Genomic DNA, 18,990 nt, shown 5'->3' with positions numbered 1-18,990 from the left:
GCGCAGTGGCACAGGCCTAGGCGCAGTTGCTGTGATACCGAGTGATTATGAGTTCGGCGCATTGCGCCATCTCGTGTGAGGAACCCATGAAACTCTTTAAGCAACTCTTGGTTGCACCTGCAGCCCTCGGCCTGCTGGCCCCCGTGGCCGCTACCGCAGCTGAGCTCAACTTGGACGGCGTCAACAAGTACGCCTCCGAGGAGCAAGTCACCAGCATCTCCCAGTTCTCTGACGTCAAGCCCACCGACTGGGCTTACCAGGCTCTGTCCAACCTGATCGAGCGCTACGGCTGCGTGGCTGGTTACCCCGACGGCACCTACAAGGGTGCCCGGGCCATGACCCGCTTCGAAGCAGCTGCTCTGCTTAACGCTTGTCTCGACCGCGTCACCGAAGTGACCGACGAGCTCAAGAAGCTGATGGCTGAGTTCGAAAAGGAACTCGCCATCCTCAAGGGTCGCGTTGACGGCCTTGAGGCCAAAGTGGGCGAGCTGGAAGCCAACCAGTTCTCCACCACCACCAAGCTGAAAGGCCTGGCCACCTTCGTAGTGGGCGGTGCCTCTAACACCGGTTTCGGCGACGAGGTCACTTTCAACTATGACGTTCGTCTGACCTTCGACACCAGCTTCACCGGCAAGGACCTGCTGCGCACCACCCTGCGTTCCGGCAACTTTGCTAATTCCGCCTTCGGCAACGGCAACACTACCTTGGAAGTCGCTTTCCAGGAAGAAACAGGTGGTCGCGGCACCACCAGTGGCCAAGACACGGTTGGCATCAACCGCCTCTTCTATCAGTTCCCCGTGGGTGATGGCCTGACCGCCACCTTTGGTGCCAAGGTTCGTCAGGATGACATGCTGGCCATGTGGCCCAGTGTTTATCCTTCCGACACCATTCTTGACCTGTTCACTTTTGCAGGTGCTCGCGGTACCTACAGCCTGAACCTGGGAGCCGGTGTTGGCGTCTCCTATCAGAAAGATGGATTCAGCATCAGCACCAACTTCGTTTCGAACGAAGCCGCTGCTGAAAGTTCCCAGATTGGTGTTGGCGAGGCTTACACCTTCACTACCCAAGTTGGCTACGCCGGCAAGAACTTCGGTGCCGCTCTTGCTTACACCTACTCCGATTTCGCTGATTTTGGTCAGATCGATGGTGTGTATTCAAACAACATGGGCCTAAGCGCCTATTGGCAGCCCTCTGAAGCCAGCTGGGTGCCCTCTATCAGCGCCGGTTTTGGTTACGGCACCTCCAGTGCCTCCCTCTTGGATGACAACTGGAGCTGGATGGTTGGCCTGCAGTGGGCTGATGCCTTCGTTAAGGGCAATTCCCTTGGTATGGCAATCGGTAGTGCTGGTCAGGCTGCCTTGGGTGCCGGTCAAGGGACTGGCGGCCTCTGGTTCGACAATGGTGAAGACACCATCGCCTACGAACTGTTCTACAAGTTCCAAGTCACCGACAACATCAGCGTGACCCCTGCGTTCTTCTACATCGAGAACACCGGCGTTAGCGATACCGTTGGCGGCCTGCTCAAGACCACCTTCAAGTTCTGATTCTCAGAACAAATAGGGCCGGATTCCTCACACACCTCCGGTCCTTTCCTCCTCCACTTCTCAACACACACACACCTCAATCAACCCCGGCTCACCCCGGGGTTTTTTGTTGGGCAGCAACAAGCGATGTTGGCAGGCAGCGCGGCCTGAGTTCCTAAAGTCATCAACAAATTCCTTTGCCTGCGGAGGCTGAGCCCTGGCTGCTGCTGAACCCACTGCCGATCCTTATCGCGTGCTGGGTGTTTCACCCACTGCTAGCGGCGCTGAAATCAAGGCCGCCTACCGGGCCCTGGTGAAGCAACACCACCCGGATGCAGGCGGCGATGACCGCACCATCCTGGCTCTCAATGCAGCCTGGGAGGTTTTACGCGATGCCGATCGCCGCCGCCGCCACGACCTCACAGCGCCCATCCCTTTAGATCCTGCTGGCGCCAGCTTTTCCGTGAAGCGGGCCCGTGCCCAGTCGACACGCAGCGCTGCCACGGATGCTGTGTTGAAGCAGTGGTTGCAGCAGGTGTATGGGCCGATTGATCGGCTTTTGGCTCAGGTGATCAATCCATTTCCAGCCCAGCTCAAGGCCCTTTCCGCCGATCCCTACGACGACACCTTGATGGAGTCATTCTGTGCCTTTCTTGAACAAGGCCAGGCTCGCGTCGACAAGGTCGAGTTGATCTACCGCTCCCAGGTATGTCCACCAGTAGGACAAGCATTTGCCCTTGATCTTTATCACTGCCTCAGCTTGGTGAAAGACGCTTTAACTGAACTGGAGCGCTACACCATGGGCTACGTGGATTCATATCTGCACGACGGTAGGGAGCTGCTGAAGCAGGCTCGACTGCGCCGTCAGGACTTGCAGTCCCAGAGGCGGGAGTTAGGGATTTGAGCCAAAAAATTGCCCCCGTTGGCTTTAATTACTAAAGGCTTCCAGCTGATCCAGCCGCAGCCACACATCTGGCACCGGGCGTCGCCAGCGCAGCTGGGCATAGTCGCCCTTGATAGCCAGGATTTCGCCAGGACCTTCAATCAAGTAGCCCGGCAGTGCATCGCTCGCGTTGGCTTCCAGGCTGCCGCTGTAAGCAGCTTTATTTACCCGCACCAGGCTGCCCTTCTTTAAGGGCGTTTGGGCTGCAGGTGCTGGGGCGGCGTCAGCCATGGTGAATTTGTCTGTTGGCTCAGGCTAAGGCGCACCGGGCAGTCCAGACCAGCTCGTCTCAGTTGCAACCGCCTAGCCTCCCTCAAGCTGTTAAGTCTGAAATGCGGCTGCTGCTGCTGGGTTGTTCGGGGTTTGTTGGCCGCGAGCTGGTGCCTTTTCTGCTCGAGCTAGGTCATGAGCTGACCCTCGTGAGTCGTCAGTCCCAGCCCTTTCCGGCTCTGGTTGGTAAGAGACTGGCCTGCATACGCCTAGATCCGGCCAATGCGGCCAGTTGGGCCGATAACGGCCTTGATAGGGCCCTTTCTGCGGCGGAGGGTGTTGTGAACCTCGCCGGTGAGCCGATCGCTGAACGTCGTTGGACCCCTGGCCACTGCCAGTTGTTGCTGCAAAGCCGCGTTCGCACCACTGAGCTGCTGGTGGCTGCCTTGGCGCGGTTGGAGCAGCCCCCCGCCGTGCTGGTTAATGGTTCAGCTGTGGGCTTCTACGGCTCCAGTACGCAGATGCGCTTCAGCGAGACCAGCCCCGCCGGTAGTGATTTTCTGGCCGAAATCTGCCAGCGCTGGGAAGCGGCGGCTGATCAGGTTCCAGCTGCTTGCCGGTTGGTGAAGCTGCGCATCGGCATCGTGCTCGGCCCCGATGGTGGTGCCCTCGGCAAGATGTTGCCCATCTTCCGTTTGGGTTTCGGTGGGCCAGTCGGATCCGGACGCCAGTGGATGAGCTGGATTCATCGCCACGATCTCTGTCGCTTGATCGCCACGGCCCTTGAAGATGGCGCCTACAGCGGTGTCTACAACGCCGTTAGCCCGGAAGCCACCACCATGGGCCTGTTCGCCAGCGCCCTAGGCAAGGCCCTAGGACGCCCCAGCCTCTTGCCCGTGCCGGGGCCGATCCTGCAGCTGTTGCTTGGCGATGGGGCCCAGGTGGTGCTGGAGGGCCAGCAGGTGGTGCCCGAGCGCTTGCTGGCCCAGGGGTTCACTTTTCAGTATCCCCAGCTCAGCGCTGCCCTCGCCGCTGCCACCAACCCAGCACCCCGCTGAGCAGCGCTGCTCCCATCAGCAAGCCAATTGCCGGGGTAAAAAGCGGCTCCCACAGCCGCTGAAACAACTCCAGGGGGGCTTCGATGTGCTGGCTGTGCAGGGTTACGGCCACGGCAAACCAAATTGCCCCGGCAATCACCACAAACACATCCACCACCAGCAGGGTGTCCATCGATCCCTTGAGTTGCTGCAGGAAGCTGGGGGAGGGGTTAGGTGCGGTCATGGCAGCTCAGAGGCCTGATTAGGGCGCAGCATTGCCATGATCGCCGCTGCCATTGCCTGGCTGCCGCCGGGCGCGCCGATTCGCTCCAGGCCAATGGCCGCCAGGGACTGGCGTAGGGCTGGTCCTTGCTTGGGATCGCTTTGCTGCTTCAGCAGTTCCTGAGCCAGCTGGGCGGTGGCGGCCAGGTTTGCTGCACTGCCGCTGCTGCCGGGGGCGCAGCGCACGCCAGGGCCAAGCAAGCGGCGCTGGGCTTCAGCAAAGCCCGCTGTGAATTGGGGGCCCTGTCCCACCAGCTGCAGCACTGGCTTGCCTAGCCCCACGGCCTGTTCGGCGGCGGTGCCAGCCATGCACAGCACCAGCTGGGAGGAGGCCAAGATCTCCCCAAACTGGCCCCAGCCAAGTTCAACTACTAGGGGGCCGCGAACCAGCCGGTCGCTTGCCTCGAGCCGCCAGCCCAGGGGGCCGGCCAGCCTGGCAACGCGACTGCAGTCGAGCTCAGACACCAGGGCGGCGCGTAGCCGCAGGGGCTGGCTGCGCGCCCATTCCTCGGGCAGCAGGGCTAGCACCCGCAGCATTAGAGCGAAATTGCGCGCCGCTTCCGGCAGGCGGCTGCCTGGCACCAGTGCCAGCTCCAATTGCAACGCCGGCAGTGGCCGTGATTCGCGTGTGTCGGCGCTCACCACGTCGAGGAAGGGATTGCCGAGGAAGACCACGGCACGGTTCAGTTGCTGGCTGAGGTCGTTGGCGGTGAGGGAATCGCGGCTCCAGATGGGTTTGATGCTTGCTTGGCTCAGCAGCCAGCCGCAGGGCCAGGGCAGGCGCAGGCGGCCTTCGTAGTGGCTGGAGTAAGCCACTAGATAAACGGCGCTGGGCAGGCCCGAGAGCCAGCTCCCCAGTACCGCCAGCACATCGCCCACGGCCACCACCAGGCCGTAGTGGCGGCGGCGGCGGCGTAGGAGCAATAGCCGGTCGAGCACATGGCCCATCTGGCCTTCCAGCAGCTCGCTGAGCCGTCCGCGCAGGCTGGTGTAGCCGAGGCCGCCCGTGCTGCAGCTGCGGGTGCGGCCCAGCACCGGCACGCCCCGCTGGCGATAGGGGCTGCCGTGACCCACCAGGGGCAGGGCCTCAACCGGGATTCCCCGCTGCATCAGCTCGGCAGCTACCAGGGCACCACTGAGGTCTTCCCCGTGGCCGTTGCTGAGTAGCAGAACCGGTTTCAACCCGCCAGCCAGGCCTTCAGCTTCTCCATGGCCTTCCAGCCTGGTTTGCGCACTAGGCCATCGGCGATCGAATCCTGCAGTTCGCCAGTCATCTCAGGCGCCATTGCCATTACCCGCTGCACAATTTCGACGTGTTCGCGCACCCCTTTGGCGCCCGTTTCCAGCATGGCCAGGCTCAGGTTGATGCGGGCTTGGGGGTCCTGGGGGTTAAGGCGCACGGCCGTTTTGGCGGAGCGCAGGGCGGCTTGGGGCTGCTCATCGAGCAGCTGCAGCCAGGCCAGGCAGGTCCATCCCGCCGACTGGTTGGGGGACTGCTCGGTGATGGCGATGAAGCTATCGATCAATTCAGCTGGTGCCGCTCCCTCCTGGTAGCGCTGCATTGCCTGCTCGAACAGGGAGGGTGCTTGTGCTGAGGTCATGGGGAGGCGGCTTGCCTGGTCATGTGCTCAGATTGCCACCCGATGGGCATCACACCGCAAACGAGCTGCCGCAGCCGCAGGTCTGGCTGGCATTGGGGTTGGTGAAGTTAAAGCCGCCGCCGATTAGGGCTGAGGAAAAATCCAGCTGCATTCCGTAGATGTAGAGCAGGCTCTTGGGATCGCACACCACCGAGAAACTGGGAGCATCGGCAGGTTCGTAGGTGTAGTGCTCGTCATCGCCCTGGATCGCGCTGGCATCGATGAAGTCCATCGTGTAGCTCATGCCGCTGCAGCCCCCGGAGCGCACGCCCACCCTCAACACCTTGGCCTCGCCCTGCTGGTTCATCAGAGCCCCCAGCTGCTTCATGGCCGGTTCGGTGATCAGGATCCCTTTCCCGTCTTTGGCGGTGAAGGTGGCTTGGGCCTGGGCTGCAACAGCTGTGACAGTTTCCGTACCCATCGAGATTTACGCCGGTACCGACCACTGTATGAAGGCTTCCCGTTCGCTGCCTGGCGGAGTGTCTCCATAGAGTCAGCGCACTAATGAGGGTTGAAAGGGTGCAGGTCGCCATCGTGGGAGCGGGACTGGCCGGTTTATCTGCGGCCGTGGATCTGGTGGATGCCGGCCATCAGGTGGATCTCTACGAGGCCCGGCCGTTTCTGGGCGGCAAGGTGGGCAGCTGGGTGGATGAGGGCGGCAACCACATTGAGATGGGGCTGCATGTGTTCTTTTTCAACTACGCCAACCTCTTCGCCCTGATGCGCAAGGTGGGGGCGATCGACAACCTGCTGCCCAAGGACCACACCCATTTATTTGTGAATACTGGCGGCGATCTGCGGGAGCTTGACTTTCGCTTCGCCCTTGGCGCGCCCTTCAATGGCTTGAAGGCCTTCTTCACCACTCCCCAGCTCGACTGGATCGACAAGCTGCGCAATGCCCTAGCCCTGGGCACCAGCCCGATCGTGCGCGGCTTGGTGGACTACGAGGGGGCAATGAAGACGATCCGAGCCCTGGATCGGATCAGCTTCCAGGAGTGGTTTGTGGGCCATGGTGGCAGTGAGCAGAGCATTAAGCGGATGTGGAATCCGATCGCCTATGCCCTGGGCTTCATTGATTGCGAGGCCATCTCGGCCCGCTGCATGCTCACGATCTTCATGATGTTTGCTTCTAAAACCGAGGCCTCCAAGCTCAACCTGCTCAAAGGCTCGCCCCACCGCTGGCTCACGGGCCCGATCCTCGACTACATCCAGCAGCGCGGCGGCCGGCTGCATCTGCGCCACCGGGTCACGGAGGTGCATTTCGAGGAGGGGGCAGCTGGCGTCGATGGCCAGCCCGCTACCCGGGTGAGCAGCCTCACTCTTGGCACCCCCGAGGGCGATGTCTCTGTAGTCGCAGACACCTATTTGGCCGCCTGCGATGTGCCTGGTATTCAGCGAATGCTGCCCCAAGCCTGGCGCCGCTGGCCCCTATTCGACAACATTTACAAGCTTGATGCGGTGCCGGTGGCCACCGTGCAGCTCCGTTACGACGGCTGGGTGACCGAGCTCGGTGATGGCGCCGCCGCCACCGCCGCCCGCGCCGATCTCAGCAGCCCCGCTGGCCTCGACAACCTGCTTTATACCGCCGACGCTGATTTCAGCTGCTTCGCCGATCTGGCCTTGGCCAGTCCCGAGGATTACCGCAAACAGGGGCAGGGCTCCTTGCTCCAGTGCGTGCTCACCCCAGGTGATCCCTGGATTCCCAAGAAAACCGAAGAGATCGTGGCCCACACCGACGCCCAAGTGCGAAGCCTGTTCCCTTCGGCCGCGGGCCTGAAGCTGGTGTGGAGCAACGTGGTGAAGCTGGCCCAGTCCCTTTACCGCGAGGCTCCCGGCATGGAGCCTTACCGGCCAGAGCAAGCCACGCCGGTAGCCAATTTTTATCTGGCCGGTAGTTACACCAAGCAGGATTACATCGATTCGATGGAAGGCGCCACCATGAGTGGGCGCTTAGCCGCAGCGGCGATCCTGGGAAGCCAGGCTGCGCTGGCCACCAACACCTCTGTTTCGTAGGAGATTCCATGGGCCGTTGGCTTGAGCACAGCGTCACCACAGAGATCCGGGCCTCGGTGGATCAGGTGTGGGAGGTATGGAGTGACTTGGAGGCGATGCCCCAGTGGATGCGCTGGATCGAGTCGGTTGTAACCGAGCCGGGCGACCCCGATCTCACCGATTGGACCCTGGCGGCGCAGGGCTTCCGCTTCCATTGGAAAGCCCGTATCAGCCAGCGGGTGGAGGCCCAGCAACTGCACTGGGAGTCGGTGGGAGGCCTGCCCACTAAGGGTGCGGTGCGCTTCTACTCCCAGGCGCCCGAGCTCACGGCGGTCAAGCTGAGCGTCAGCTATGAATTGCCTGGGGTCTTGGCACCATTGATGGAACCAAGCATCCTGGGTGGAATTGTGACCAAGGAGCTTCAGGCCAACCTTGACCGATTCCGTGATCTCGTTGAAACCCGCAACCCTTAAGTTCCTCGGCTCTGCCATCGCTGCAGCCCTGCTGCTGGTCTCCTGCTCTGGGGAGAAGCCCCCGCAGGCCACCAGCCAGGCAACCCCTCCGCCCAAGTCGCAGCCGGCGCCCCCAGCACCAGCGCCTGTTGGGGCACCAGCTCCCTTGGCAGGACTGACACCCCTGCCCAGCTCCAATCAGGTGGTGGCTTCCGTTGCCTCTGGGCGTGTTGATCCCTTTGCACCTTTGCAGATAAGCGCAACCCGACCGGTACTTCTCACCCTTCCCCCTGGCTTGATCTTCAACGGCGTGATTCGCTCCGGCGGCACCCCGGAGGCTCTGGTGCAGTTCGGTGCGGAGAGCGGCACCTTGCGGGTTGGTCAGAGAGGCGGCAGCACCACGGACTCCAGAACCATGGATTACCAAACCACGCCCCTACTGCCGGCTGGTTGGAGCGTCGCCAGCATCGATGTTCAAAAGGGTCGCCTCACCCTGCGTCAGGGCAAGCAGGCGGTGACGGCCGAGCTCTGAGGCTGCGGCCGCAGGCCTCCACCAGTCCAGTCAGGTCATGGGGATCGGCTTCAGCATCGACGCGGCCGAGTAGCTGCAGGCAGCGCTCGCTGGTTTGGGGTCCAATTGAAACCACCGCCACCCCGTCCAGCTGGCTGCTCCAGGTGGGCCCGAAAGCCCCTTCCAGCAGCTGGCAGGTGTGGCTCACGGTTTTGCCGCTGCTGAAGGTGATGGCGTCGAGGCGCCGGTGCTCTAAGGCGGCCACCGCAGCGCTGGGTAAACCCTCGGGACAGCCGGTTTCGTAGGCGGCAACTTCAACCACCCGGACACCAGCAGCGGCGAAGGCATCCGCTAGCAGTGTGCGGCCGCCGCTCTGCACCCGGGGCAGCAAAAGGCGCAGCCCCCAACCTGAGACGGGAAAGTGCTCGAGCAGGCTGTCAGCCACAAAGCTGGGCGGGATGAAGTCGGCGGGCGATCCAAGCGATTCGAGCTGCGCCGCGGTTTTGCGGCCTACCGCAGCGATCTTGAGGTGGCTGGGCCGCCGTGCCAGGGAGCGGCCGATGCGGCGCAGCCGCTGCTCCACTGCCTCAACTCCGTTGCCACTGGAAAAAACCAGCCAGTGGAAATCATCGAGCTCGGCCAGGGCATCGTCGAGAGGCCCCCATTCATCTGGTGGGGTCACCACCAAGGCCGGCAGATCTACCACTGTGGCACCAGCGGCTTCAAACAGGCGCCGAGCTTCCCCTAGCTGGGTTTCGGCCCTGGTCACGGCGATGCTGCGGCCGCTCAGATAGGAGTCAGAAGCCATGGCCAGGGGGATCACTGGTCATCCAGCTTGACCATGCTGCCCGCCTGTTGCCGCAGTGCTTCCGCTTCGCTTTGCCGGTTTTGCTGCTCCAACAGGGCGATTGCCCGGCGGAAGCCGCTGCGGGCCCCTGGCACGTCACCGCTGAGCAGCAGGGCCACGGCCAAGTTCTGCTGGGCGGCGGCCAGGCTTGGATCGCGCTCCAGGGCTGAGCGGTAGGCCGCGATTGCCGCCGGCAGCTGACCGCGTCGCCGCTCGCTGATCCCCAGGTGCAGCCAGCCGAGTCCCAGTTCGGGCGCCGCTGCGCAGGCCTGGCGGCACAATTCGCAGGCCTCTTCCAGGGCGCCCTGGCTCGTGGTGACGGGCTCTTGCAGCAGGGCCGCCAGATTCAGCCGGGCCGCCAGGGTGAGCCGCGGCGGCAGGGGCAGCTCCAGGGCTTGGCGGTAGAGCTGGCTGGCGTGTTTTGGGTCGCTGCTGCCCAGGGCGATCGCCAGGTGCAGCAGCAGCTCGTAGCGCTCGGGATGGCGGCTGGCTGGGCACCGGGCTAACCCCTGCTGCAGCAAGGCAATGCCGCGTTCGCGGTTGCCCTCGCTCACCTCCAGGCTGCCGAGCTTGGCGCAGGCGTAGGGATCTCCCGGCTGGGAGGCCAGGTCGGCCTCCATGGCCTGGCGCAGCCGTTTCGCCTTGGCGCCGCTGGCCAGCAGATCAGTGCGGTAGCCATCGTGGGCCAAGGCAGGCACAGCGCAATCAGCCAGTTGCCAGTGGGGCTCCTTTCCCAGCAGGGCCAGCACGCTGTCATCCACCATCGAGTGGTAGGGCCGGCTCCAGTGAATGGCTGGATGGCGGCGAAACAGGCGGCTCACATTTGAGTAAGGCGACTGGGCCGCCCCCAGCTCCTGCCGCAGCAGGTTGATCAGCAGTAGATCCGGCTCGGCCATCAGGGCTTGGAGCGGCTGGCGGGCCTCGGGCAGCAGCCACTCGTCGGCATCGAGCACGAGCACCCAGTCCCCGTTCACGTGCCCTAGGGCCTCATTGCGGGCCGGCGCGAAATCCCCTGGCCAAGGCAGCTGGTGTACAACCGCACCGCAGCTCTCGGCGATGGCGATGGTGGCATCGCTGGAACCGGTGTCCAGCAGCACCATCTCATCGACGAAGCCCGCCACCGAGGCCAGGCAGCGCTCCAGCCGCTCGGCTTCGTTGCGCACGATCATCGAGAGACTGAGCATGGGCCGGATGGGGACGGGGCGAGAAACGGACAGCTCGGCTCCGGCTCAGTCGGTGAAGCCAGCGCCCGCTTCAGTGTCTCCCAGCCCCAGTCCACTGCCCAGTCTTTGCAGAGCTTCGGCCTGAGCCAGGGGCATCTGGCCGGGGCTGTAAACGCCAGGGACGCCCGGTGGCAGTAGGGGGCGCAGCTCCTCCCAGAGGTAGGGGCTGCCGTACACCACCAGCCCCGCCAGCCTTCCTGCTCTTGCTAGTTGACGCAGGGCCGCGGGCCAGGGCTCGGCGCTGCCGGCGCTGCCGCGGAAGGGATTGCCTCGCACAAACAACTGCAGCAGCACCTGTCCTGGGCCGAGCCGCTCCAAGGCGAGGGGGGCGTCGGTGTCGGTGCCCCAAGGGCTGGGGCTGCGGGCCTCCAGCAGCACGGTGCGCCAGCCGCGGGATTCGGGCCGAGCCAGCGCTGGAGCGGTGGCGCTTAGCACTGCGGCGGCTGCGGCTAGGGCTGAGTCGAGCCTGATCAGGTTGATGCCGGCCTGGGGGGTGGCGGCGCCGGTGCTGCCGGCTGTCTCCAAGGTGGTCCGCACCAGCTCCAGGGCCAGGGACTGGTTGGGCTGGGCGGCCGCCTCTGGATCGGCAATGGCCAAGGCCGCTTCAGGCCCAGCGCAGCGCTCCAGGGCCTGAAGGCGGCGCTCGGCACTGGCTTCCAGCTGCTCAACACTGAGCCGGCCGCTGGCCACCGCTTCAGCGATGGCGGCGATGGCGGCATCCGCATCGGCGGGCATTAAAACCAGATCTGCCCCGGCTTCCAGGGCCAGCACGGCCGCCTCACCGGCGCCGTAGTGCCCGGTGATCGCGTCCATCACCAGGGCATCGGTCACGATCAATCCAGCGAAGCCCAGCTGCTGGCGCAGCAGCCCGGTAAGCACCGGCTTGGACAGGGTGGCTGGCCGCTCTTGATCAAGCTCCGGCAGCATCAGGTGGGCGGTCATCACTGAGGCCACTCCAGCAGCGATCGCCTGTTGAAACGGCGGAAGCTCGATCGCCGCCAGCCGCTCGCGGCTGTGGGGCAGCAGGGGCAGGGTGATATGGGAGTCGCTGCTGGTGTCGCCGTGGCCAGGGAAGTGCTTGGCGCAGCCGAGCACCCCAGCTGCCTGCACGCCCCGCACAAAGGCTGCTGCCAGCGCCCCCGCTGTGGCTGGATCTTCCCCCCAGGCCCGCACATTGATCACCGGGTTGGCCGGGTTGTTGTTGACATCGCACACCGGCCCCAGCACCCAGTTGAGCCCCAGGGCTTGGGCATCCCGGCCCGTGCATTGCCCGTAGCGTTCGGCTAGCTCAAGCGCCTGTTGGGGCTCGCGTCCGTAGAGGCGTCCCAGGGCTAGGGGTGGCACCAACCAAGTGGCGCCGTCGAAACGCTGACCCACCCCCTCCTCCACATCGGCGCAGAGCAGCAGCGGCCCAGCGGCCCAGCGGCGCAGCTGGGTGCAGCGCAGGGCCACCTCGGCGGCGCTGCCGCCAAGCAGGATCACACCGCCCACGCCAGCTTCCAGCAGGCTGCGGAGCTTGTTGTTAGGCAGCTCCCAGCGGGGGTAGCCGCGTTGGTGGTCGGCGAGTTTGCCGGTGGCCCGCACCACGATCAGTTGGTGGATCAGGCGCAGCAGGGCTGGACCGGCGGTTTGGGTCGCGCTTGGTTCAGAGATCACTGGCTTCAGCGGGTTCGCCCTTCTCCTGCCGCTCGTCTTCTAGGCGATTGAGCAGCCCCAGCACTGTGGTGCCCTTTTCGATGCCTCGATCGAGCACAAACACCACCTCAGGGGTGCGCCGCATTTTCAGCCGCCGGCTCAGCTCACCTTTTACAAAGGGGCTAGCCGAACGAAGCCCTGCCATGGCTTGCTCTTTGTCGGCGTCGCTGCCGAAGACGCTCACAAAAATCTTGCAGTGCTGCAGATCGCCGGCCACTTCAACTGTGGTGACACTCACCATCCCCTGGTTGACCCGCTCGTCCTTGATGCCGCCAATCAGCAGCTCACTAATTTCGCGGCGGATCAGGGAGGCCACCCGCTCCACCCGTCGGCTCTGTGCCATGGCTATGCCAGCGGTGCTGGGTTCACCATCGCATGCAGGATCAGCCCCAGGCTCAGCAGGCCGCTGACGCCGGCGCCAATCAGGGCAACCGCCGTTACCGGATTGCGGCCCCGGGCTGCCAGCGGCTCGAACACCGAATTGGCCACACCCAGGCCAAAAGCCACCAGGTAGCGCGGGTAGCGCGTCACATTCAGGAAGAAGTCCTTCATCGCCCGGGGTGGTCGGTCCTTGCTGCTTGCTGGCTACTCTGCCGCCCAGAGGTCAGGTTTGAAGCATGGAACTGCACCAGTTCAGGCATTCGGCCTTTTGCGAGAAGGTGCGGCTGGTGTTGGCCGCTAAACGGCTCGACTACTCCGTTGTCGAGGTCACGCCCGGCTTGGGCCAGCTGGAACTCTTCCGCCTGTCGGGCCAGCGCCAGGTGCCAGTGCTGCTGGATGGCAGTGAAGTAATTGCCGATTCCACGGCCATTGCCCTTTATCTGGAGCGGCATCACCCCGAGCCGCTGCTGCTGCCCGAGGCCCCGGCCGAGCGAGCCAGGGTGCTGCTGATCGAAGACTGGGCCGATACCGCCCTTGCTGCTGGCTGCCGGCTTGCCCTGGTGCAAGCGGCGGCTGTTGATCCGCTGTTGCGCTCCGCCCTGCTGCCCGACTCCACCCCCGGCCCCCTGCGTCAGCTGGTCAGCAACCTGCCCGCCGCCGTGATGGCTGGCGTCGGCGAGGCGGTGGCAACGGTGGTAGGCAGTGCTGAGCGCCAGCAGCTGCAGACCAACCTTGAGCAGTTGGCTGTGCTGGTTGCCGATCAGCCCTATTTGGTGGGTGATCGCCTCACCCTTGCCGATCTGGCCGTTGCCGCCCAGTTGGGCTTGCTCAAATTCCCGGCTAGTAGTGGTGCGCCCCTGGCGGGCCAAGGGGTTAGCGGCATCGCCGACCACCCGCTGCTGGAGCCCCTGTTCAACTGGCGGGATCGGATTGTGCTGGAAGCGGGTCGGGGCTGATCGGCGTCAGGGTTAGTTGGAAATGGCCGCTGCTGCTGGCCGCCGCGGCTAGCCCCAAAGCTGGTGAGGGATAGCTGGCTTGCCACTGTTCGGTTGTAACCGTGCCGTCGGGATTTTGGCTGTAGTGGCTCAGGGTTTCCACCCGGCTCACCCGGGGGTCGCCGGGGCCGTGCAGTACCTGCAGGGCCAGTTCGTCAGCCCAGAAGTCGGTCGGATTGGGGGACTCGCTGCGGCGTCCCACCACCGTCGATTCCAGTTGCTGATCACCCGCCAGCAAGGCGATCTGGCGGTTTGGGTTGGCCGGATCATTGCGCACTTGCAGCAGGGCAGCGCCCAGCAGGGCCCTGCCGATCGCGGTGGCATTGAAGGCCCGATCGCCCACCACCGCTCCGCCTGGGTCGGGGCTGAAGCGCACCTCGTAGTCCAGGTCCTCGCTGCGCACCTGCCAGCGCCCGGCCATCCAGTCGGGGTAGCTCAGATCCTGGTGGCCGGCTCGAGTTGAGGGTCGCTCTAGGGGAGCGGGCAGGCGCCACTCGGGCCAGTGGGCGGCCCGTTCGGCCAGCACGCCCGGCCCCATCGCCAGCAGCAGCGCCAGGATGGGCGCCAGTAGGGCTCCAGTCATGTCCGATCCCCTGTTGCGGGAGCTTGATCATTACGTGGTGCTGGAGCCAGGTGGCGGCGAGCGGATTCTCACGGCGGCCGAAACCCTGGCCTGGCTTGAGGCCCGGCTTGCCAAGCTGGAGCCGGTGCCGGCAGATCTGGCCGGTCTCCCTAGCCCAGGCTTGCAGGCCCAGCGACTGCTGGAAACCGCCTGCGAACTGGAGTTGGCGCCTGGACTGACGATTCAGTGGTTTGCGGTGCGGATCGAACCGCCCGGCTAAGGGGGGGAACTCAGTTGAGGGATGGCGTGATCTGTCCATCGGCCTGGCGCAGCTCCACCGGGGCCTCAGGCACCGCAGCTGGGTCTTTGAGAATGGCTGGCAGATCGGCCAGCACCTGCTGGGCCACTTGGACGGGGCTATCTCCAGCCTGCTGCACCCGCAGGTCGGCCTGGGCATAGAGCGGTTGCCGTTGGGCCAGCAGCTCGCCTAGGCGGGCGCCGGGGTCACCGGCCTGCAGCAGGGGCCGGGGGGTTGAATCGGCGCGCAGGCGTTGCAGCAGTAATGGCGCTGGCGCATCCAGCCACACCACCACCCCCTGGCGCATATGGCCCCAGTTCTCGGGCCTGGTCACCACTCCACCTCCGGTGGCCACCACCAAGGAATGCCAGCTGGCGATCTGGCCAAGCACCGCCGTTTCCAGTTCTCGGAAGCCGGCCTCGCCGTCAGTGGCGAAGATTTCGGGGATCGTGCGGCCAGCAACCTGCTCTAGGGCATCGTCGGCATCAAGGAAGCGGTAGCCCAGCGCTTCGGCCAAGGGGCGGCCGACGGCGCTTTTACCAGCGCCCATCATGCCGATCAAATAAACATTTAGCCCTTGTAAGCGCTGGGTCAAGCTTGGCGATGGGGGTTTATTCATGGCGGGGTTTTCCTGGTTCGACGCCTTGGCCCTTGCCCGTTTCTAGGATGGTGAGCCACCGACTCGGGCGATGACGGCTACTGCAACAGCGTCAGGTTTCTCGCCGAACTCGGCCAGCTCCAGCCACGGGCGGGGCCGCCCCTGCGTAATTACCAGGCGGGCCACCTTTAGTGCCAGTCATCGCTATTGGTTGCCGGAGCTCAGCGCTGAAGAGAATCAGGCCCGCTTCGGCCCCTGCAGCCTGGCCCCCGGCCACGGCCACAACTACACCTTGGTGGTGGCCATGGCTGGTCCGCTCGATGCGGACGGCATGGTGCTCAATCTCTCTGAGGTGAAGCATGCGATCCGGGCTGAGGTGACGGCCCAGCTCGATTTTCGCTACCTCAACGAGGCTTGGCCTGAGTTCGACCTGGATCGTCCTGAGGGCAAGCTGCCTACTACCGAAGCCCTTTGCCAGGCCATCTGGACCCGCTTGGCTCCCCAGCTGCCCCTGGTGGGGCTGCGTCTGCACGAAACCGACACGCTCTGGGTCGACCTGCTCGCCCCGGGCTCCGCCCCAATCCCCATGGAAGCTTTTCTTTCGATCCGCACCCACTTCGCCGCCGCCCACCGCCTGGCCCGGCCCGAGCTCTCCCAAGGCGAAAACGAAACCATCTACGGCAAGTGCGCCCGCCCCCATGGCCACGGCCACAACTACCTGCTCGACGTAACCGTCCGCGGCCCGATCGATGCCCGCACCGGCATGGTCTGTGATCTGGCGGCTCTGCAGCAGCTCGTCGACGATCTGGTGGTGGAGCCCTTCGACCACACCTTCTTGAACAAGGACGTGGAGCATTTCGCCAGCACGGTGCCCACCGCTGAGAACATCGCCCTTCACATCGCCGACCTGCTCAGCGCCCCAATTGCAGCCACCGGCGCCCGCCTTCACAAGGTGCGCCTGCAGGAAAGCCCCAACAACGCCGCCGAGGTGTTTGCTGAAACTCCCCAGCTGGAAATGGTGCCTGCGGCGCTCGAAGCCCTGGTGGCTGGCTGAGCCCCGTGCTGCGGCTGGTGCTGGCCGTCAGCCTGGATGGCCGCTTGGCGCCCCCGCAAGGTGGGGCTGCCCAGTTGGGTGGAGTTGGGGATCGTCAGGTGTTGGAGGAGGCCCTGGCCTGGGCTGATGGCTGCCTGATCGGTGCCGAAACCCTGCGCTGCCATGGCAGTACCTGCCTAATTCGGGCGCCTCACCTGCTGGCTCAGCGTGCAGCCAGCGGCCGCGCTGAGCAGCCGGTGGCCGTAGTAGTGAGTCGTAGCAACGATATTTCCCCGAATTTGCATTTCTGGCGGCAGCCGTTGCAGCGCTGGTTGCTGACGCCCAAGCGATCGCCGCTAGCCCCGGCTTTCGATCGTCGCCTGGATCTAGAGAGCTGGGGTGGGGCCCTGGCTGCCCTGGCGGATCAGGGGCTGGAGAGGATGGTGGTGCTGGGCGGTGCGGCCCTTGCCGCCAGCCTGCTGGCCGAAGGCTGGATCGATGAGCTGCAGCTGACGCTTTGCCCTCGGCTGCTGGGCGGACCCCATGCCTGGTTGCCCCTGGAGGCCGCAGTTCAGGCTGGGGATTGGTGCCTGCAGGAGCACCGGCGTCTGGAGGGTGAGGAGTTGCTGCTGCGCTACCGCCGCGTCTTGGCGAAGCCCTGAGCCAGCTCCCGCAGGGGAACCTGCTGGAGGGTGTCGGCGGGCAGGCCCAGCATGCGGGCCAGGCAGCGTTTCAGCACTACTTCGCTGTCGGCGCCGAAGTCGCCGCGGATCAGATCGCCCAGCACCGCCAGGCCCCGACCACTCGAGGCGGTTTCCTCAACCAGGCACTGGCTGGTGGGCCGGGCCAGCTGGGCGCAGGGAGCTTCTAATTTGGCGGCCAGGCTGGCATTGCCGGCGGCTGCGGTTTCCACGCAAACGGTTTTCAGCCGTTGCTCCAGTTGGGGGCGTACCAGCTGCAACACCGGCAGCAGCAGGCTCGTCAGCAATACGGGCCCAAAAAGTACGGGGGCGAACAGTTGCACCGGAGTTGCCAGGGCACGGAACGATTGAGGCACCAAGGCGGCGCAGCTGTAGTTAGTTTTGCCCCTTGCGAGCCCCCATTGCAGCCATGGCTGAGTTGCAGGCCCGCTGGCACCAAAGCCTGGCCGAGATTCCCGAAGCCCATTGGGATGCCCTGCTGGCCGCGGCGCACCCCCAGGAGTTGCCTTTTTATCGCTGGCGCTGGCTGCAGCAGCTCGAGGCCAGCGGCAGCATTGCGCCGCGCGAGGGCTGGCAGGGCTGTCATCTGGGCCTGTGGCGCGGCGAGGTGTTGCTGGCGGTGGCTCCCCTCTATTTGAAGGGCCACAGCTACGGCGAATTCGTTTTCGACCAGAGTTTTGCCCAGCTCGCTGGCCAGTTGGGCCTGCGCTACTACCCAAAGCTGGTGGGCATGAGCCCGGTGAGCCCGGTGCAGGGCTACCGCTTCCTGATCGATCCCGCTGAGGACGAGGCGGAGTTGACCGCTTTGATGCTTGAGCTGATCGATGCGTTCTGCCGCCAGCACTCCATCCTCAGCTGCAATTTTCTTTATGTGGATCCAGGTTGGCAGCCGCTGGCTGAGGCGGCTGGCTGTGCTGCCTGGGTTAATCAGCAGAGCCAGTGGATCAACCCCGGCCATGAAGATTTCAATGCCTACCTGGCCAGCTTCAATGCCAACCAGCGTCGCAACATCAAGAGGGAGCGGCAGGCGGTGGCAGCCGCTGGCCTCACGGTTACGCCCCTGTTGGGCGAGGCAATCCCGCCGGCGTTAGTTGGGCGCATGTATGACTTTTATGCCCAGCACTGCAGTCGGTGGGGGGCTTGGGGCAGCAAATATCTGAGTGAATCCTTTTTTGCCGCCCTGGCTGCCGATCCGGAGCTGCGGCGCCACATAGTGCTCTTCAGTGCCCATCGCGGCGATCCCGGCGAGCCGGTGGCCATGTGCCTGTGCGTCCACGCCGGCGACCAGCTCTGGGGGCGCTACTGGGGCAGTGATGAGCAGATTGACTGCCTGCATTTTGAGGTCTGTTACTACGCACCAATTGCCTGGGCAATCGAGCGCGGCATCCGCGCCTTTGATCCCGGCGCTGGCGGTAGCCACAAGCGCCGGCGGGGTTTCGTGGCCCAGCCCCGCGTCAGCTTGCACCGCTGGAGCGATCCACGCTTTGCCTCGATCCTGCAGCGCTGGTTGCCTGGGGCTAATGAGGAGATGGCCGAGCTGATGGCGGCTATGAATGCGGAGCTGCCTTTTACGGCTTCCTACGATCCACCTCATGCCTGAAGTACCTTCCAGCCGCCAACAGCTCGATGACCAGCTCTCCCAGCGGTTCATCGCCTTAGACCCAGCCGGCTACTTCCTAATTCGCATCGATCGCGAGGCGGCGGAGCTGGTGGTTGAGCACTATGGCAATGGCATCGATGAGCGGGGCTTAGCCACCGATCCCGATACCGGAGAGGTATTGAGCTGCCGTGGCGGCGGCGTTCGCGAGCCCTTAGCAATTTTCCGGGGCTGCAGTGCCAAGCAACTGGGTATTGACCTGACCGAAGGTCCAGGCCCTCACCCGCTCACCTGCCTAGACCACGCCCTGTATCTAGGCAGGGAGCTTCAAAGAGCTCAAGCGTGCCTTGAGCAACGAATTGAATACGTCCAAGATTGAATATATAAAGATTGAATAAATTAAGATTGAGCCAATTAAGACTTAAAATATTGATTAAATGGCCCAGCCAAGCTTATCGAGTACTGGATTA

Annotated in this window: 25 protein-coding genes; 12 read left to right on the top strand and 13 right to left on the bottom strand. The window is 64.2% G+C overall.

Features of this window, described 5'->3' with window-relative positions:
* The first annotated feature begins 86 nt into the window (after positions 1–86).
* On the top strand, positions 87–1,544 hold the full coding sequence (locus KBY75_RS05500; RefSeq protein WP_254937822.1) for an iron uptake porin: 1,458 nt from the start codon (positions 87–89) through the stop codon (positions 1,542–1,544).
* Between the two features lie 232 nt (positions 1,545–1,776).
* Complete coding sequence (locus KBY75_RS05495) at positions 1,777–2,427, top strand: J domain-containing protein (protein WP_255023254.1); 651 nt, start codon at positions 1,777–1,779, stop codon at positions 2,425–2,427.
* A 24-nt stretch (positions 2,428–2,451) separates the two neighbouring features.
* On the opposite strand, the gene ndhO is transcribed toward KBY75_RS05495, so the two are convergent.
* Positions 2,452–2,697: an NAD(P)H-quinone oxidoreductase subunit O gene (gene ndhO, locus KBY75_RS05490; protein ID WP_255023253.1), complete on the bottom strand. Its 246-nt coding sequence runs from the start codon at positions 2,695–2,697 to the stop codon at positions 2,452–2,454.
* Positions 2,698–2,798: 101 nt separating this feature from the next.
* Between ndhO and KBY75_RS05485 the strand changes: the two genes are divergently transcribed.
* Positions 2,799–3,734, top strand: a complete 936-nt coding sequence (locus tag KBY75_RS05485) for a TIGR01777 family oxidoreductase (RefSeq protein ID WP_255023252.1) — start codon at positions 2,799–2,801, stop codon at positions 3,732–3,734.
* On the opposite strand, the gene KBY75_RS05480 is transcribed toward KBY75_RS05485, so the two are convergent.
* From KBY75_RS05480 to KBY75_RS05465, 4 genes are read right to left on the bottom strand one after another with little or no spacing between them, the layout of a single operon-like run.
* On the bottom strand, positions 3,691–3,957 hold the full coding sequence (locus tag KBY75_RS05480) for a hypothetical protein (RefSeq protein WP_255023251.1): 267 nt from the start codon (positions 3,955–3,957) through the stop codon (positions 3,691–3,693). The two genes, KBY75_RS05485 and KBY75_RS05480, sit on opposite strands and share 44 nt — an antisense overlap.
* Entirely contained in the window at positions 3,954–5,177 is a 1,224-nt protein-coding gene (locus KBY75_RS05475) for a lipid-A-disaccharide synthase-related protein (RefSeq protein ID WP_255023250.1), read from the bottom strand. Before KBY75_RS05475 ends, KBY75_RS05480 begins: the two co-directional genes overlap by 4 nt.
* Positions 5,174–5,596: a M48 family metallopeptidase gene (locus tag KBY75_RS05470; protein ID WP_255023249.1), complete on the bottom strand. Its 423-nt coding sequence runs from the start codon at positions 5,594–5,596 to the stop codon at positions 5,174–5,176. Before KBY75_RS05470 ends, KBY75_RS05475 begins: the two co-directional genes overlap by 4 nt.
* Before the next feature lie 49 nt (positions 5,597–5,645).
* Positions 5,646–6,056 (bottom strand): iron-sulfur cluster assembly accessory protein, encoded by a 411-nt coding sequence (locus KBY75_RS05465; protein WP_255023248.1) that lies wholly within the window; start codon positions 6,054–6,056, stop codon positions 5,646–5,648.
* Positions 6,057–6,154: 98 nt separating this feature from the next.
* Between KBY75_RS05465 and zds the strand changes: the two genes are divergently transcribed.
* Genes zds through KBY75_RS05450 form a run of 3 tightly spaced genes read left to right on the top strand, consistent with a single transcriptional unit; the run spans position 6,155 to position 8,611 of the window.
* Positions 6,155–7,648: a 9,9'-di-cis-zeta-carotene desaturase gene (gene zds, locus KBY75_RS05460; protein ID WP_255023297.1), complete on the top strand. Its 1,494-nt coding sequence runs from the start codon at positions 6,155–6,157 to the stop codon at positions 7,646–7,648.
* Between the two features lie 8 nt (positions 7,649–7,656).
* A complete protein-coding gene (locus KBY75_RS05455) occupies positions 7,657–8,100 on the top strand; it encodes an SRPBCC family protein (protein ID WP_254937830.1) in 444 nt (147 codons plus the stop codon).
* Positions 8,060–8,611 (top strand): hypothetical protein, encoded by a 552-nt coding sequence (locus tag KBY75_RS05450; protein ID WP_255023247.1) that lies wholly within the window; start codon positions 8,060–8,062, stop codon positions 8,609–8,611. Before KBY75_RS05455 ends, KBY75_RS05450 begins: the two co-directional genes overlap by 41 nt.
* Here the strand turns inward: KBY75_RS05450 and KBY75_RS05445 are convergent.
* Genes KBY75_RS05445 through KBY75_RS05425 form a run of 5 tightly spaced genes read right to left on the bottom strand, consistent with a single transcriptional unit; the run spans position 8,568 to position 12,907 of the window.
* Entirely contained in the window at positions 8,568–9,398 is an 831-nt protein-coding gene (locus tag KBY75_RS05445) for a uroporphyrinogen-III synthase (RefSeq protein WP_255023246.1), read from the bottom strand. The genes KBY75_RS05450 and KBY75_RS05445 overlap by 44 nt on opposite strands.
* A gap of 11 nt (positions 9,399–9,409) precedes the next feature.
* A complete protein-coding gene (locus KBY75_RS05440; protein ID WP_255023245.1) occupies positions 9,410–10,621 on the bottom strand; it encodes a glycosyltransferase in 1,212 nt (403 codons plus the stop codon).
* A 45-nt stretch (positions 10,622–10,666) separates the two neighbouring features.
* Complete coding sequence (locus tag KBY75_RS05435; protein ID WP_396097997.1) at positions 10,667–12,316, bottom strand: glycoside hydrolase family 3 N-terminal domain-containing protein; 1,650 nt, start codon at positions 12,314–12,316, stop codon at positions 10,667–10,669.
* Positions 12,306–12,698 carry a 30S ribosome-binding factor RbfA gene (gene rbfA / locus KBY75_RS05430; RefSeq protein WP_254937834.1) on the bottom strand — a complete coding sequence of 131 codons (393 nt, stop codon included), beginning with the start codon at positions 12,696–12,698 and terminating at the stop codon, positions 12,306–12,308. The genes KBY75_RS05435 and rbfA overlap by 11 nt, the downstream gene beginning before the upstream one ends.
* 2 nt (positions 12,699–12,700) lie before the next feature.
* Positions 12,701–12,907 (bottom strand): DUF751 family protein, encoded by a 207-nt coding sequence (locus KBY75_RS05425; RefSeq protein WP_106633081.1) that lies wholly within the window; start codon positions 12,905–12,907, stop codon positions 12,701–12,703.
* A gap of 65 nt (positions 12,908–12,972) precedes the next feature.
* On the opposite strand from KBY75_RS05425, the gene KBY75_RS05420 reads away from it, so the two are divergent.
* The gene (locus KBY75_RS05420) at positions 12,973–13,692 is read left to right on the top strand and encodes a glutathione S-transferase (RefSeq protein WP_255023244.1); all 720 of its coding nucleotides are present in this window, start codon (positions 12,973–12,975) and stop codon (positions 13,690–13,692) included.
* Here the strand turns inward: KBY75_RS05420 and KBY75_RS05415 are convergent.
* Positions 13,649–14,314: a DUF6816 family protein gene (locus KBY75_RS05415; RefSeq protein WP_254937836.1), complete on the bottom strand. Its 666-nt coding sequence runs from the start codon at positions 14,312–14,314 to the stop codon at positions 13,649–13,651. The two genes, KBY75_RS05420 and KBY75_RS05415, sit on opposite strands and share 44 nt — an antisense overlap.
* Here KBY75_RS05415 and KBY75_RS05410 point away from each other — a divergent pair.
* Entirely contained in the window at positions 14,313–14,573 is a 261-nt protein-coding gene (locus KBY75_RS05410; RefSeq protein WP_254937837.1) for a chlororespiratory reduction protein 7, read from the top strand. The genes KBY75_RS05415 and KBY75_RS05410 overlap by 2 nt on opposite strands.
* 10 nt (positions 14,574–14,583) lie before the next feature.
* On the opposite strand, the gene KBY75_RS05405 is transcribed toward KBY75_RS05410, so the two are convergent.
* Positions 14,584–15,210, bottom strand: coding sequence for a shikimate kinase (locus tag KBY75_RS05405; protein ID WP_255023243.1), 627 nt, complete (start codon positions 15,208–15,210; stop codon positions 14,584–14,586).
* 70 nt (positions 15,211–15,280) lie between these two features.
* Here KBY75_RS05405 and KBY75_RS05400 point away from each other — a divergent pair, with 70 nt between their 5' ends.
* Both KBY75_RS05400 and KBY75_RS05395 read left to right on the top strand, forming a co-directional pair.
* Positions 15,281–16,243 carry a 6-carboxytetrahydropterin synthase gene (locus tag KBY75_RS05400; RefSeq protein WP_255023242.1) on the top strand — a complete coding sequence of 321 codons (963 nt, stop codon included), beginning with the start codon at positions 15,281–15,283 and terminating at the stop codon, positions 16,241–16,243.
* Between the two features lie 5 nt (positions 16,244–16,248).
* The gene (locus KBY75_RS05395; RefSeq protein WP_255023241.1) at positions 16,249–16,884 is read left to right on the top strand and encodes a dihydrofolate reductase family protein; all 636 of its coding nucleotides are present in this window, start codon (positions 16,249–16,251) and stop codon (positions 16,882–16,884) included.
* Here KBY75_RS05395 and KBY75_RS05390 read toward each other — a convergent pair.
* Positions 16,857–17,279 carry a hypothetical protein gene (locus KBY75_RS05390; RefSeq protein WP_254937841.1) on the bottom strand — a complete coding sequence of 141 codons (423 nt, stop codon included), beginning with the start codon at positions 17,277–17,279 and terminating at the stop codon, positions 16,857–16,859. The genes KBY75_RS05395 and KBY75_RS05390 overlap by 28 nt on opposite strands.
* Positions 17,280–17,332: 53 nt before the next feature.
* On the opposite strand from KBY75_RS05390, the gene KBY75_RS05385 reads away from it, so the two are divergent.
* A complete protein-coding gene (locus KBY75_RS05385) occupies positions 17,333–18,523 on the top strand; it encodes a GNAT family N-acetyltransferase (protein WP_255023240.1) in 1,191 nt (396 codons plus the stop codon).
* The gene (locus tag KBY75_RS05380; RefSeq protein ID WP_255023239.1) at positions 18,516–18,899 is read left to right on the top strand and encodes a DUF4346 domain-containing protein; all 384 of its coding nucleotides are present in this window, start codon (positions 18,516–18,518) and stop codon (positions 18,897–18,899) included. The genes KBY75_RS05385 and KBY75_RS05380 overlap by 8 nt, the downstream gene beginning before the upstream one ends.
* The last annotated feature ends 91 nt before the right edge of the window (positions 18,900–18,990 follow it).

It is taken from the genome of Cyanobium sp. T1G-Tous (genome assembly GCF_024345455.1).
GTDB lineage: Bacteria > Cyanobacteriota > Cyanobacteriia > PCC-6307 > Cyanobiaceae > Cyanobium_A.
This window is presented reverse-complemented; position numbering and strand designations above follow the sequence as displayed.

Coding starts and splice junctions, on each gene's coding strand:
- KBY75_RS05500 (WP_254937822.1), top strand. CDS start 87: ATGAAACTCTTTAAGCAACTCTTGGTTGCACCTGCAGCCCTCGGCCTG.
- ndhO (WP_255023253.1), bottom strand. CDS start 2,697: ATGGCTGACGCCGCCCCAGCACCTGCAGCCCAAACGCCCTTAAAGAAG.
- KBY75_RS05485 (WP_255023252.1), top strand. CDS start 2,799: ATGCGGCTGCTGCTGCTGGGTTGTTCGGGGTTTGTTGGCCGCGAGCTG.
- KBY75_RS05480 (WP_255023251.1), bottom strand. CDS start 3,957: ATGACCGCACCTAACCCCTCCCCCAGCTTCCTGCAGCAACTCAAGGGA.
- KBY75_RS05470 (WP_255023249.1), bottom strand. CDS start 5,596: ATGACCTCAGCACAAGCACCCTCCCTGTTCGAGCAGGCAATGCAGCGC.
- KBY75_RS05465 (WP_255023248.1), bottom strand. CDS start 6,056: ATGGGTACGGAAACTGTCACAGCTGTTGCAGCCCAGGCCCAAGCCACC.
- KBY75_RS05455 (WP_254937830.1), top strand. CDS start 7,657: ATGGGCCGTTGGCTTGAGCACAGCGTCACCACAGAGATCCGGGCCTCG.
- KBY75_RS05445 (WP_255023246.1), bottom strand. CDS start 9,398: ATGGCTTCTGACTCCTATCTGAGCGGCCGCAGCATCGCCGTGACCAGG.
- KBY75_RS05440 (WP_255023245.1), bottom strand. CDS start 10,621: ATGCTCAGTCTCTCGATGATCGTGCGCAACGAAGCCGAGCGGCTGGAG.
- rbfA (WP_254937834.1), bottom strand. CDS start 12,698: ATGGCACAGAGCCGACGGGTGGAGCGGGTGGCCTCCCTGATCCGCCGC.
- KBY75_RS05425 (WP_106633081.1), bottom strand. CDS start 12,907: ATGAAGGACTTCTTCCTGAATGTGACGCGCTACCCGCGCTACCTGGTG.
- KBY75_RS05420 (WP_255023244.1), top strand. CDS start 12,973: ATGGAACTGCACCAGTTCAGGCATTCGGCCTTTTGCGAGAAGGTGCGG.
- KBY75_RS05410 (WP_254937837.1), top strand. CDS start 14,313: ATGTCCGATCCCCTGTTGCGGGAGCTTGATCATTACGTGGTGCTGGAG.
- KBY75_RS05415 (WP_254937836.1), bottom strand. CDS start 14,314: ATGACTGGAGCCCTACTGGCGCCCATCCTGGCGCTGCTGCTGGCGATG.
- KBY75_RS05405 (WP_255023243.1), bottom strand. CDS start 15,210: ATGAATAAACCCCCATCGCCAAGCTTGACCCAGCGCTTACAAGGGCTA.
- KBY75_RS05400 (WP_255023242.1), top strand. CDS start 15,281: ATGACGGCTACTGCAACAGCGTCAGGTTTCTCGCCGAACTCGGCCAGC.
- KBY75_RS05385 (WP_255023240.1), top strand. CDS start 17,333: ATGGCTGAGTTGCAGGCCCGCTGGCACCAAAGCCTGGCCGAGATTCCC.
- KBY75_RS05380 (WP_255023239.1), top strand. CDS start 18,516: ATGCCTGAAGTACCTTCCAGCCGCCAACAGCTCGATGACCAGCTCTCC.